General features: G+C 51.2%; 9 protein-coding genes and 2 pseudogenes. 10 read left to right on the top strand and 1 reads right to left on the bottom strand.

Annotation, left to right across the window (positions count from 1 at the left end; all coding sequences use genetic code 11):
• Positions 1–119 precede the first annotated feature (119 nt).
• The 3 genes and pseudogenes from ABLV54_RS12190 to ABLV54_RS12180 form a co-directional block, all read left to right on the top strand.
• Positions 120–236: pseudogene (locus tag ABLV54_RS12190) on the top strand (Arm DNA-binding domain-containing protein); the annotation flags it as partial.
• A 671-nt stretch (positions 237–907) separates the two neighbouring features.
• On the top strand, positions 908–1894 hold the full coding sequence (locus ABLV54_RS12185; RefSeq protein WP_225608522.1) for a retron St85 family effector protein: 987 nt from the start codon (positions 908–910) through the stop codon (positions 1892–1894).
• A 1-nt stretch (position 1895) separates the two neighbouring features.
• Complete coding sequence (locus ABLV54_RS12180; RefSeq protein ID WP_050533120.1) at positions 1896–2828, top strand: retron St85 family RNA-directed DNA polymerase; 933 nt, start codon at positions 1896–1898, stop codon at positions 2826–2828.
• 468 nt (positions 2829–3296) lie between these two features.
• Here ABLV54_RS12180 and ABLV54_RS12175 read toward each other — a convergent pair whose 3' ends face one another.
• Positions 3297–6062, bottom strand: coding sequence for a LuxR C-terminal-related transcriptional regulator (locus ABLV54_RS12175; protein ID WP_050533121.1), 2766 nt, complete (start codon positions 6060–6062; stop codon positions 3297–3299).
• Positions 6063–6316: 254 nt separating this feature from the next.
• Between ABLV54_RS12175 and ABLV54_RS12170 the strand changes: the two genes are divergently transcribed.
• The 7 genes and pseudogenes from ABLV54_RS12170 to ABLV54_RS12140 form a co-directional block, all read left to right on the top strand.
• Positions 6317–7276: a thiamine pyrophosphate-dependent dehydrogenase E1 component subunit alpha gene (locus tag ABLV54_RS12170; protein WP_002889884.1), complete on the top strand. Its 960-nt coding sequence runs from the start codon at positions 6317–6319 to the stop codon at positions 7274–7276.
• Between the two features lie 11 nt (positions 7277–7287).
• Positions 7288–8307 carry an alpha-ketoacid dehydrogenase subunit beta gene (locus ABLV54_RS12165; RefSeq protein WP_044521157.1) on the top strand — a complete coding sequence of 340 codons (1020 nt, stop codon included), beginning with the start codon at positions 7288–7290 and terminating at the stop codon, positions 8305–8307.
• 3 nt (positions 8308–8310) lie between these two features.
• Positions 8311–9846 (top strand): 2-oxo acid dehydrogenase subunit E2, encoded by a 1536-nt coding sequence (locus tag ABLV54_RS12160; RefSeq protein WP_348814161.1) that lies wholly within the window; start codon positions 8311–8313, stop codon positions 9844–9846.
• Positions 9836–11233 carry a dihydrolipoyl dehydrogenase gene (gene lpdA / locus ABLV54_RS12155; protein WP_050533123.1) on the top strand — a complete coding sequence of 466 codons (1398 nt, stop codon included), beginning with the start codon at positions 9836–9838 and terminating at the stop codon, positions 11231–11233. The genes ABLV54_RS12160 and lpdA overlap by 11 nt, the downstream gene beginning before the upstream one ends.
• 177 nt (positions 11234–11410) lie before the next feature.
• Complete coding sequence (locus ABLV54_RS12150) at positions 11411–11662, top strand: zinc ribbon domain-containing protein (RefSeq protein ID WP_023288528.1); 252 nt, start codon at positions 11411–11413, stop codon at positions 11660–11662.
• 516 nt (positions 11663–12178) lie between these two features.
• Entirely contained in the window at positions 12179–12970 is a 792-nt protein-coding gene (locus tag ABLV54_RS12145) for a phospho-2-dehydro-3-deoxyheptonate aldolase (protein ID WP_002889868.1), read from the top strand.
• 14 nt (positions 12971–12984) lie between these two features.
• Positions 12985–13431 (top strand): annotated as a pseudogene (locus tag ABLV54_RS12140) (glycerol-3-phosphate responsive antiterminator); the annotation flags it as partial.
• Positions 13432–13525: the final 94 nt, after the last annotated feature.

The following is a 13525-nucleotide window of genomic DNA, read 5'->3' as shown; positions in this document are numbered from 1 at the left end:
CACAACCCGCTACGGGGGAGACTTACCCGAAATCTGATTTATTCAACAAAGCCCCCAATACCTTGAAATCAACATACAACTGTGGGCATGTTCTGTTCGGTCCAGGAAATATAGCCCGAATGATGCTGAATGCCTGCAAGGCTGAAGCCGCTGAAGGAAAAAAGAACAGCTCTAAGCTATCTGAGGGAGATGGCCTGTACCTTCAGATTGAACCTAATGGCTCGCGTTACTGGCGTAACTCAATTTGTCCCGGCTTCGGTTCATTACATTTCAGTTGCTTAATAAAAAAGCGCATAAAAATCAGATAGTTAATTTTTAAGTGTATCGTTGGTTTCCATGAATAATCTCACTCAAAATTTTTTATCTATTTACTATCAATAGCTTAATTCTAGTGATGACGATGTTGGAGTAAGCTAAACTGAAAAAAGCTGAAATTCTTCTCACTCTTTTACCTTCCCTGCTCGCTGTATATCCCCAGTTGTGGCGCGGTTTGGCGCTATCATTTGTAAAATATCCCAACTAAAAATTTTTGTGATCTGAAAACTGCAGGCGGGTGCAGTGTAGTGCGATTTTTGCGGATTTTAAAAATTTTCCATGATGCGAAGCTTGCTGTTTCCTGAACTGAACGCAATTTTTGGATTAGCCATCCATTGATCATTCTTTTTTTTTTGCTATGCTAATCTTACCTTTACGCGTGGGATAACAGGTTTATCCTTGTCGGGCGTTTCGCCAGACACTAACTTATTGTGGACATTTAGGGTTGCGCTTCAGCACTTTCAGCAAGATCCTTCATTCCACTGCGTTTCATTTCAGGAGCTTGCTGAAAGTCTAAAGCGCATCCTTTAGGTAAAGGGGTTGAAGGTGGCTTGATAGCCACCTTTTCTTTTAGCAGAAGGGGGTCACAAGGGTGAGTGATTCTGCATACATGAATGCATTACAAGAACAATTTAGTGATTTGAGATATTCGAATTTCATTGTTCAGTTTATGCCCCCAATTATTTTTGTTTGTGGTGGGCCAATGAATGCGCTCCCTATGAGTGTCCGAGACCATATATTTACATATGTGGCTGGGCATAACCCTATTTTATCCGACTCCCTTGTATTGGCTGAAAACTTCCATGATTATTTTAAAGATGGTGCTTATTCTGATTTGATGAGTTTTGAGGACGATATTGCAAATATATCAACTCTTGTTGTTATTTGTCTTGAAAGTGCTGGATCATTAGTCGAGTTGGGACTTTTTGTAAACAAAAAATCTCTTGCTCAGAAATTACATATTGTAGCTCCGTTGGCGGAAATTGAAGGGAATGAAGAGAAAAAAATCCCTCCAAGATCTTCTTTTATATATTTAGGCCCTTTGGAATACCTCAAAAGAATCGATGATGCTTCAGTATCTGTCTACCCATGGCCAAAATCTGAGAGTATGAAGTACGATGAAGTTGAGTTGATCTATCATGATATATACTCCAGACTGAAACGAGTAAAAAAAACAGAACGTTATAATACTGAAAATACTGGACACCTCGCAATATTAATATATGAAATAATCCTTTTATCAGAGCCTATTAAGAAAACAGAAATAGAGTGGGCTCTATATTGTATGGACATAGATGTACCTCAAAAAATAATCTCTCGGTTACTTTATTTATTGAGTAAAATGAATCTGACCTCATCTCTGTCATATAGTGGTACCGACTATTATTATTCTCGCGGACGCAGAGAAAGCAAACTCAAATTTGGTATTAGCGCTAGTGGCAAAATCAAAGACTCTATGAATATTAAAGTCGCCATCCGGCAATCTTATCTTAGCATGGATACTAGGGACATGGATGAGACAGCCAAAAAGAGAAAAAATGCGCTTAGTCAAATAAATATTGTACGGGGAGGTGCTTGATATGGAACTTCTAAATTATATTGCCAACGGTCTTTTTCTCAGTGACGAAGAGGCGAGGAAATATATTTCAACTATTCCTCGGCGTTATAAAAAATATCATATTTTAAAACGAAATGGTAAAGCCTTTAGATTAATCGCTCAGCCTGCGAGGCAGGTTAAGTCGTTGCAGTCTGCTGTTTTGAACCATATATCAGATGTGCTACAAGTTCATGAGAGCGCTTTCGCATATGAATCTTCAAAAGGCATCAAAGCCAATGCTTTAATACATTGTAGAAATGACTATTTGCTTAAAATGGATTTCAAAAATTTCTTTTTAAGCATTAAGCCGTTCAACTTTTTGAGAAATTTAAAAGAGTTTGGCATTGAACTAAATGAAACTGATGTATTTGTAATTGAAAACCTTTTTTTCTGGAAGTTGAGAAGAAGTAGTCCTCTTCGACTGAGTATAGGAGCGCCTTCATCCCCGAAGATTTCGAATGTTGTTATGTATTTTTTTGATGAAAAAATGACAAAAAAATGCGCAGCGCTTGGAATAACTTATTCACGTTATGCGGATGATTTGACATTCAGCACTAAAGTAAAAGGTGTATTGTTCAATGTGCCTAAGATAGTGCGTGAAATACTTAATGAAGTAAGTTTAAGAAATATAAAAATAAATCATGAAAAAACAGTGTTTTCATCTAGAAAATTTAATCGTCATATTACAGGTGTAACGATCACTCCAGATGGCCATCTTTCATTAGGGCGAGAGAGAAAGCGCCTTCTTAGAAGTAAAATACATCACTACGTCAGCGGCGTATTGTCTCCAAAGGAAATTCTTACTCTTAAAGGGGAGATGGGTTATGCAAAATTCATCGAGCATAGCTTTTATCAATCAATGATTAATCGCTATGGTGTAGCAGTGATTGATGCAATAGCTAAGTATGAGATTTGATCTGCTTGTTTTTAATTACAGGTCAGATTGAAACACCTCGGATAAGGATGATCGAAAAACAATTACACGATACGTCATGTGGCTATTTATTATCCCTTTAAAATTTTTCTCCTTTGACCTATTGCCTTTGCTGGCGAGGGTATTTCAGGAACCCCAAAAAGATTTTTTTTATTTTTACAATGGAACAACGTGTTACGCACTTTATTTACTTCTATTATCGTACCACCTCAATCAAAACGTTACTGAAAACAGTCCTTAAAGCCTCTCTGGGATTCATTTTCCGTGATGTCGACCAACGCCCCTAACCTCAATGTCCTTATCGCTGAGCCAGGGCATCAAAACTGCCATCACCGTTCAGAGATAGCTCCCCATGGACTTACTAGTACTCGATTATCCATGGCTCATAGCCCCGTTAAGAAAGTGGCTCGTCTTAATAAGATTTTCTATCCAGCCCCCCTGTTCAAACCATTAATCCAGCAATTTCATCTCCAGCGCCCGGCTCATCGCTTGAGTGCGGCTATTCACTTTAAGCTTCGCGTAGATGTTTTTGATGTGCCATTTGACCGTCTCGGCAGAAATAGCGAGGGAGCGGGCGATTTCTTTGTTCATCTGACCTTCAGCGATCAGTTGTAATATCTGAAATTCTCGCTCGCTGAGTTCCCCATGAATATCGGGGCTTCCACTATTAAACGGTGTTCCATTTGCAGGCGCGCGCTTGCCGGCCCAGGGTTCATGGACTATCCCTTCCTCTGTACAAGCCGAAGAGGATTCATTCATACCAGCAAGCAAAGGTTGCAAGGTATCGCCAGCGTCAAGAAAGAGGCCTTTGAGATGCTGGTGTTCAGCCAGCTGCAGCACTGGTTGAAATGTCGTGCGCGCAGCGGCAGTTCTGCCGCTGTTCCACAAGGCTAATGACCAGAGCGTACGCAGACGCGCTGCGGTTAACCTGTCCCCCCGGCTTTCCTGATCGGAGACCATCTCAGCCAGTAAAATGCAGGCTTGCGGCGCCTGGCCTCTGGCGAGAAGAAGCCGGCTGCGGCTAAGAGATGCAGACATAACGATGGCGCGTTGGCAGGGATGTTCGGCATCCATTCTGAAGCTGGCGGCCATTTGTTCAAGCTGCCGTTGCAGTTGCTCTGCGCCGGTGAAATTGCCGCGCTGCAGGCGCACCCTCACCTGCTCGGCTAACATCATGGCCTGGAGCCGTTGCCAGCCGCGAGACACCGCAAGGCGCTGCGCATGCTCCAGCAATCGCTCGGCCTCATAGGGCATATCGCTATCTAAGGCCTGACGCGCGAGATAGGTATAGCAACGACTCAGCGCGTCGGGTGGACTGAATCGGTCGATGAATTCGAGCCGGTCGGCTAACAGATGCTCGGGCGAGTCACCCCTCTGACATTCATAGGCTATCTCCGCCAGCAGCGGCGCCAGCGTCGCGCCACTGGTCGACTGGGTGCCGGTATAACATTCAGCCTGGCGCAACGTTTTCTCTGCGTACCACCCGGCTTTTCCCAGATCGCCCTGACAAAGATGACACTGGGCAATGATAAACGCGCGATAAACCGAGACAAACAGATTATCTAAAGGACTTTCCGGAGAGGGCATATGCTGTTGAACCTCCAGCGCGTCGTGATAGCGCTGGTTAACAACATGGCAATAGCTGAGAATATTGCATATCAGACCATCAACCCAGGTGTCGCCGCAGGGCACTTCGGCCAGCAACGGCTGAACAATAGCCAGACTCTCCGGGATGTTTTCAGCAAAGGCTTCGCAAATTGCCCGCACAACGCGCAATTTACACCAGGTGCTGCGGGTTAAATCATCACGGTGATGAAGCACCATCTGATCGAGGTTATCAAGCAGCTGCCTCGACTCATCAAAGTGGAAATAATGCGCCAGTGCCCAGGCCAGATTAATTTGCAGGTCAATGCGCGCAGGATCGGTGCTGGGCGGTAAATGATGCATCCATGAGATCAGGGTATCGATATCCCCTTCTTCCGCCAGTGACTGAGCGCTTGCGCCGTCCTGCCCGGGGCTATGCACCGGCTTGCCTGCGCTGAGCGCATGGCGTACCGCCTCAGACCACAGCTTCTGTTCGACGAACCAATGACTGGCTAATTCATGTAGCTGTTTGCGATCAATATCGTTGTTCTGCTGCAGCATGGTCCGAAGATTTTCCTGCAACAGAGGATGGTAGCGGAACCAGTAGCCTTGTTCGTCAAGGGCTGACAAAAAAAGGTTGTGTCGCTCAATCCATGCCAGCATTGCTTGACTGTCATCACGTCCAGTCACTGCATTACATAGTTCGGCATTTAACCGACTGAGGAAGGACGTTTTCACCAGGAAATCAAGCACCTCTTCCGGCAGCGGGTCCAGGACCACCTCTTTAAGATAGCGGGCAATGGACCGTGTTCCTCCATGCATATTGCGCAACAGATGCTCGGGATCATGCTGTAATTCTGCGGACAATGAAGCGATCTTCATCCCTGCGATCCAGCCCTCAGTCACGGACTGCAGCCGCTGTGCATGGTGGTTGCTGAGGGGTAGCGCAACCGTGCGGCTAAAATAGTGTTTCGTTTCTTCGAGCGTGAATTGCAGGTCTCGATCATAGATTTCCACCAGTTGGTCCTGGGCCTGCAGCTGGCTCAGCGCAAGATTGGGGTGGAAACGGCTGCCAATGATCAGATGCAAGGCGGCAGGCGCATGCTTGAGTAAATACCCCAGCGCTTCATAGACCCCACGATCGTTAATCACGTGAAAGTCGTCGATAATCAGGTATATGTCATGCGGGCAGTAGTGTAGCTGGTTAATGAGCCCGGCCAGCAGTTGCTCGGAGCTGGAGAGCTTCTGTTCTTCCATATCACGCCAGAAATCGGCGTCCCAGTCAGCATAAAGTGGACGCAATGCTTGCAGCAGGTAAGGAATAAACTGCCATACGTCATCATCATCCTCATCGAGGCTCAGCCAGGCGATACGTTCCCCCTGGGCGACCATCTGCTGATGCCATTGCGCCAACAGCGTGGTTTTGCCAAATCCAGCGCCAGCGCAAACGACGCCCAGCCGGCACTGCTGAACGGGATTGAGAAGCTGAAGAAGCCGGGGGCGCTCCAGCAATTGTATCGAGGAGCGAGGCGGGACGAATTTGGTCAGGATTAGCGGCAAGCCTCGCGTCAGCCGCAATGGCCCGGAGACCAGTGATGGTGATTGGCGACTTTCTAAATCCGATGGCTTCATCCGTGGTTATCTACTCGCTTTGTTTTTTTTCAATTGTACGCCAGCCCCCGGGATGACATGGGGCCGCCAAACTTTATAGCTACACAAAATTTAGAAAGTTTGACCTCAAGCATGAAAACCCCCACCTCCCCCCCCATGAAGGTGGCTTCGCACTCCCTTTAACCGCTCGTAGATTCATTGCATGGGTGTGGCCAGGGTTATCCGCCCTGTCTGTTGGCCCCGCCTGGGTGACCTTTATTGAGGAGAATTAAATCATGCTCAGCAAACAGGCGTTATTGCAGGCTTACCGCAAGATGCGGGAGATCAGGACCTTTGAAGAGCGGTTGCATCAGGAAAATACCAGCGGTGATATTCCAGGCTTCATTCACCTTTACACCGGTGAGGAGGCCATCGCGGTGGGGGTCTGCGAAAATTTAACGAGCGCAGATTTTATTGGTTCAACACACCGTGGACATGGCCACTGTATTGCTAAAGGGTGCGACATTCACGGCATGATGGCCGAAATATTCGGCAAGGACAGCGGGTTATGTCGCGGTAAGGGTGGGTCGATGCACATTGCCGATCTGTCGAAAGGAATGCTGGGAGCGAACGCTATCGTTGGGGGAGCCCCTCCCCTGGCCATCGGCGCCGCGCTAACGGCAAAGACGCTAAAAACCGGCAACGTCGGTGTCTCTTTTACGGGCGATGGGGGTTCTAATCAGGGCCTGGTCTTTGAAGCCATCAATATGGCCGTCGTGCTCCAGCTCCCAGCGGTCTTTATTTTCGAGAACAACGGTTACGGCGAAGGGACCGGTCATGACTACGCCGTGGGTGGGCGTGATATCGCCCGACGCGCCGCTGGCTTCGGCCTGCCGGCAGTGACCGTTGATGGCACCGATTTCTTTGCCGTTTATGAGGCCACTTCAGAGGCGGTCAAACGTGCGCGAGAAGGCGGTGGCCCAAGCGTCATTGAGGCCAAAGCCTTCCGCTGGCACGGTCATTTTGAGGGGGATCCCGCGCTATACCGCGCGGAAGGTGAAGTGCAACGCCTGCGTGAACAACATGATCCGCTGAAGATTTTCACCGCTAAGGTCAAACAGCATATCACCCAGGAAGAACTGGCAGCGATTGACGAGGAAGTAGAAGCCCTTGTCAACGATGCGGTATTGAAGGCCCGCGCCGCTGCCTATCCGGCTCCGGAAGACCTGCTGACAGACGTTTATGTCTCATACTGAGGGTGATAACTATGGCGATTAAAACCTATCGTGAAGCGGTCAAGGAAGCCCTGGCTCAGGAAATGGAACGCGATGAACGCGTGGTGCTCATCGGTGAAGATTTGCGTGGCGGTCATGGCGGAAATGCGCCCGAAGAGGCGAAGATAGAAGCCTTTGGCGGTGTGCTCGGCGTCACTAAAGGGCTGTGGACGCAGTTCGGCTCCGATCGGGTGATCGACACGCCCATTACCGAGTCGGCCATCATCGGAATGGCGGCCGGCGCCGCAGCGACGGGTCTGCGGCCGGTCGCGGAATTGATGTTCATGGATTTTTTTGGCGTGAGTCACGATGCGCTGTACAACCAGGCGGCTAAGTTCCGCTACATGTTTGGTGGCAAAGCCAGAGCCCCGCTGGTGATGCGAGGTATGATCGGCGCGGGGTTTTCCGCCGCGGCCCAGCATTCACAGTCACCCTATAATATCTTTGCCACCACGCCAGGGCTGAAGGTGGTGGTGCCCTCGACGCCTTATGACGTCAAAGGTCTGTTAATCCAGTCAATTCGCGACGACGACCCGGTGGTTTTCTGCGAGCATAAAATGCTGTACGACCTCAAGGGCGAGGTACCGGACGAGAGCTATACCATCCCGCTAGGTGTAGCCAACTATACCCGCGAAGGAGAAGACGTCACCATCATTGCGTTGTCGGCAATGGTGCATAAAGCCAATCAGGTGGCGGACAAACTGGCCAGAGAGGGGATCTCGGTCGAGGTGGTCGACCCGCGGACCATTTCGCCGCTGGATGAGGAAGGGATTCTGGAATCGGTGGCGTCCACGGGGCGGGTAGTGATTGTCGACGAATCCGCGGCACGCTTCGGTTTTGCGCATGATGTCGCGGCGCTGATCGCGTCCCAGGCATTCCATTTCCTCAAAGCGCCCGTTCTGCTGGTGACGCCGCCACACACGCCGGTCCCGTTCTCCCCTGCTCTCGAAAAACTCTGGATCCCTGGCGTAGAACGTATCGAAGCCGCCGTCCGTCAAGTGCTGGAGGATTAACCTATGAGCGAAATCAAGACGCTTGAAATGCCAAAGTGGGGGCTTTCCATGGAAGAAGGCTTGCTCGCTCGGTGGGCAATCCAGGAGGGTGACAGCTTCACCCCAGGGCAGGAAATCTGTGAGATTGAAACCAGTAAAATCGTCAATGTGCTGGAGGCCCCCTTTGCCGGTACGTTACGTCGGATCCTCGCCCGAGAGGGTGAGACGCTTCAGGTAGGCGCCGTGCTGGCCCTGGCGGCTGACGCTTCGGTCAGCGATGCTGACCTGGACGAATTCGCTGCCGCTCTGGCTACGGCGAAATCCGCAGCCCCTGGCACGGAGGCTGCCGCGCCGGACGTAGCGGCACAGGCAGGCGCTAAGCCACCTTCCGTTGTTTCGCCGCCATCCACCAGCCCCGAGCCCCCCGTTGGGCAAACCGACATCCCCGTCAGTCTGCAAGGCGTGACCGATGTGACTCATGTTAATGCCACGCCCCATGCGTTACGACTCTCTGCCCGCTGGGGTGTCGACCTGAAAAAAGTCCGCGGCAGCGGGCGCGGGGATCGTATCTCTGTTTCTGATCTGGAAAGCGCGATCCTTGCCGCCGGCGGTCGCCTGGCCTCCCCGACGCCCCCCGTTCGTCGCAGCAAAGCGCCCCGCTCGCATGCCGATGACAGCCAGGTATCGGCCACCCCGCTGGCGCGCCGTCTGGCCGGCAAGCTGGGTATCAATTTGCATGACTGCCGAAGCAGCGGTTCACGCGGCCGGGTGAGTCGCGATGATGTGCTGGCCGCGGCGTTGTTACTCGACGAGCACCCGCAGACCAGCCCGGTACAGGAGAGTACCCCGGTACCCTATGAAAGCATCCCCATGTCCGGTATGCGCCGGGCTATCGCCTCTCGCCTGCAAACGTCCAAGCAACAGTCTCCCCATTTCCGTTTGAGCGTCGATCTCGATCTGGAAAGACTGTTAGCGCTACGTCAGGAAATTAACCGCGAAGTACCCGGCGTCAAGATTTCGGTTAATGACCTGCTGGTGAAGGCCTGCGCCCTGGCGCTGGTGGCCGTGCCTGACGTCAACATCCAGTTTGATGAAGCGACACAAAGTATCCGCCGCTTTGCGGATGCCGACATTTCAGTGGCCGTTGCGCTGCCTGCCGGGCTAATTACCCCTATTGTTCGCTCGGCGAACCGGAAATCAATTAGCGACATATCGAACGAAATTCACTCGCTGGTGACCAGGGCCAAAGCGGGCACGCTGAAGCCGGAAGAGTTCCAGGGGGGGACCTTTAGCGTGTCAAATCTGGGGATGCTTGGCGTCCGGCAGTTTGACGCCATCATCAATCCACCGCAAAGCGCAATCCTCGCCATTGGCGCCGGCGAAATGCGGGTGGTAGTACGCGACGGGCAAATCGTCGCGCGCCAGCAAATGACGGTATCGCTATCCTGCGATCACCGGGTTATCGATGGCGCGGCAGGTGCGGCTTTTCTCCGGGAACTCAGGCGACTGACGGAAACCCCAACCTTGCTGTTTATCCAGGAGACGAGCTATGCACGATAAATACGATGTGCTGATTATCGGCGGTGGTCCTGGGGGATACGTGGCCGCCATCCGTGCCGGCCAGCTAGGGCTTCGTACCGCATTAGTGGAGAAACAACATCTGGGCGGCATCTGCCTGAACTGGGGATGCATTCCAACCAAGGCGCTGTTGCATGGCGCTGAGGTCGCGCACAGTATCACCCATGCCAGTCAGCTGGGCATCAGCGTGGGTGAGGTGAACATCGATCTGCAGAAACTGGTGCAGTTTAGCCGTACCGTATCGCAACAGCTCACCGGCGGGGTGGCGTACCTGTTGAAGAAAAATGGCGTGCAGGTCATTGATGGCACCGCGCGGCTGCGCGGCAAGGAGCAAATAACGGTCGAGGATGCCCGAGGGGAGACGCGCGATTACCGGGCCGATCACGTGATCCTGGCCACGGGCGCCCGACCACGCGCATTACCAGGCATCGCGCCAGATGGCGAATATATCTGGACCTATTTCGAAGCGCTGCGGCCTAAGCTATTGCCCAGGTCGCTATTAATCATCGGTTCAGGGGCGATTGGCGTCGAGTTCGCCAGCCTTTATAACGATCTGGGCTGTAAAGTGACGCTGGTCGAGCTGGCGTCGCAGATTTTGCCAGTGGAAGATGCCGAGGTGTCTGCAGCAGTGCGTAAGTCATTCGAAAAACGCGGTATTCAGATCCATACCCAGACCCTGGTGACGCAAGTACAGCTCACCGGGACCGGGGTGCGCTGCACCATGAAAAACACCGGCGCCGAATATTCTCAGGACGTCGAACGCGTGCTGCTGGCGGTTGGCGTACAGCCGAATATTGAAGATCTGGGGCTGGAAACGCTGGGCGTCGAGTTAGACCGCGGTTTTATCAAGACGGACACCGCTTGTCGCACTAACGTATTCGGGCTGTATGCCATCGGCGATGTAGCCGGCCCGCCGTGCCTGGCGCACAAGGCCAGCCACGAAGGCGTGATCTGCGTTGAGACACTGGCTGGTGTCGAAGGCGCCCACCCGCTTGATCGCGACTATGTGCCCGGTTGCACGTATGCCCGGCCCCAGGTTGCCAGCCTGGGCCTGACGGAATCGACGGCCCTGGCCAGGGGACGGCCCGTCAGGATCGGTAAGTTCTCCTGGCAGAATAATGGTAAGGCGCTGGCCAGCGGCGAGACAGAGGGTTTTGTGAAGACGATTTTCGATGCTGAAACCGGCGAGTTGCTGGGCGCGCATATGGTTGGCGCACAGGTCACGGAACTGATCCAGGGGTTTGGCATCGCCCGTCACCTGGAGGCCACAGATGAAAGTCTCCTGTCGATGATCTTCGCGCATCCAACACTTTCCGAAGCGATGCATGAATCCATCCTCGCGGCCTGCGATCAACCATTGCATCAATAAGAAATAAGGGAGGCGATAGCTGCGCGATACGGAGTACGTTGCCCGTTATCCCTCCCGCACGCCCCGGCAGAAGATCCACCAGAACGGTTACGGCAGGATCTATTGATCTGAAACGCTAAACGCCAGGCGTAAATTCTGTATGTTTAGTAGACAACTCAACGACAGGAGGAGCGCTCTATGACACAGCACGAACGGTTTTGCCAGGCCTGCGGAATGCCGATGTCCGCACCCGATGCGCAAGGGGCCAGCGATAAATATTGCGCGTATTGCAGCGACAGCGACGGTAATCTGAAATCCTGGGAAGAGGCCGTATCCGGTCTGGCGGCTTTTCTCGACTCCTGGCAAAAGGTGGGCGTAGCGGAATCACGGAAACGGGCAAAACGTTACCTGACGGCGATGCCTGCCTGGGCGCACAAAGCGGACGAGTAATTTGCCCGGGCGCCGGGAAGAAATCATTCCGGGGGACAGACCGCCATGCCGACAACGATGCTATAACGTTTTTGTACGCCATCCGGACGGGAATAAATGCGCGTTTGTGGATGGCGACCTGCAGGCAGGAGCATGCATGGATGGGTTCTTCATGCGGATGAAATAAACGCCTGGCGTTCTCCCTCTTGTCAGGATGCGTTATTGCCTGGTTTTTTAAGGGTTCGGTTTCTGTATTTAACCCGGCACTTTTCACGTCATACAACATATTGATGTGATGAATCTCTCATTTCAACGACACCAACTGGACAGTAAGTTATCGCGTGTGTTAGTTATTTAATCACGCAAGAGAACAGATTTAATTTAAACAAAAGTTAAACCTTTCTCACTTTGCTAAAAAATTGCATTGATAATGCTTTGGATTCCCGAACCATTATCAAAAGGGTATGTGAACAGAAAGCCCTCAGAGACGCGAGTCTCTGAGGGCTTTTTTTTGTTTTTTATCTCAGGAGTAAATAAATGTCTAAAGAACGTCGTCTCTCAAGAATATTCGCAAAAGATGGTAAATCCGTGACCTTAGCGCTGGATGGCTACTATTTTTCCACGAAAACAAATGGTATTGATAATACGATAAATCAGCTCCCTGCTCTGGTGGAACACGGCCTGGATTGCGCGCTCGTCACGTACGGCATGTTGAAGAATTATCGTGAAGCGCTGAACAGCGTTCCCGTTGTGTTACGCGTCGACAGCACGGTCAGTATCTTTGACAATACCGTTCCCGATACTACCCCCGTTTTTTCCGTCGAAGATGCGCTTAAAGTCGCTGCCGAGGGAGTGGTCTGCATGACCTTCCCCGGCGCCTTCAATGAAGAAAAAACCCACATTATGGCGATGCAACTCGCGCAGGCAGCGGATCGCTGGAACGTACCGCTGATTGTCGAATCGCTCCCGTATGGTTATCCCGTCACCAGCGATGACTCTAACAATCCGGCGATCATCGCTGCATCGGCCCGCGCAGCGGTGGAGCTGGGCGCGGACGTCATCAAAACGCGTTTTACCGGTTCACCAGAGGACCGACTGATCGTTGAAGCTGCTGGCGTGCCGGTGCTTGCCTTAGGGGGGCCAAAAACCGGCATCGATGGTTACTTCAAATTTGTTCAGCACTGTATGCAGATGGGTGCGAAAGGCGTGGCTGTGGGACGAAACATTACCCAGGATCCGCAGCCGGCGAAAGTGGTAGCAGGTCTGAATGCCATCATCCATGAAAACGCAACAGCGGAAGATGCATACAGCCTCTACATGGCTAAATAACATCGGAAATTAATATGATTTTAAATAACACCATCATCCCTTCCATCAGGAAGTATAAATACTTTGAGAAAGCATTATCCTGCCAGTCAGAATATGTGCTGCTATCCGAAGCGAATATCGGCAATCTGCAGTCGCTAATTGGCAAATGCCATCAAAGCGGTAAGAAAGTCCTCGTTCACCTTGAATTACTGGGTGGTTTCAAACCGGATCAGGCGGGGATCAATCTACTGAAAAATTATTACAAGGTTGATGGTGTTATTTCTTCCAATCTCTCCGCGCTACGCTACGCCAAAAAAGAGGGATTGCTGACCGTATATCGGGTTTTACTTATCGATTCGCGATCGCTTGATCAGTCGCTCGATATTGTTAAACACAGTCCACCGGACGCAATTGAAATCTTACCTGCTGAATATGCCTGCCAGTGTCTGGAGTTGATTAGCCGAAATTTGAAAGGCTTTGATGGGCTTTGTTGAATAAATAAGATTTCGTGCGAACGACCCTGTAGCTGGCTGGATTTTCAGGCAATACGCACGCTTTCTGGCATCCCAGCCTTTG

Origin of the sequence: Klebsiella sp. JB_Kp042 (assembly GCF_040065275.1) — a bacterium.
Classification (GTDB): domain Bacteria; phylum Pseudomonadota; class Gammaproteobacteria; order Enterobacterales; family Enterobacteriaceae; genus Klebsiella; species Klebsiella quasipneumoniae.
This window is presented reverse-complemented; position numbering and strand designations above follow the sequence as displayed.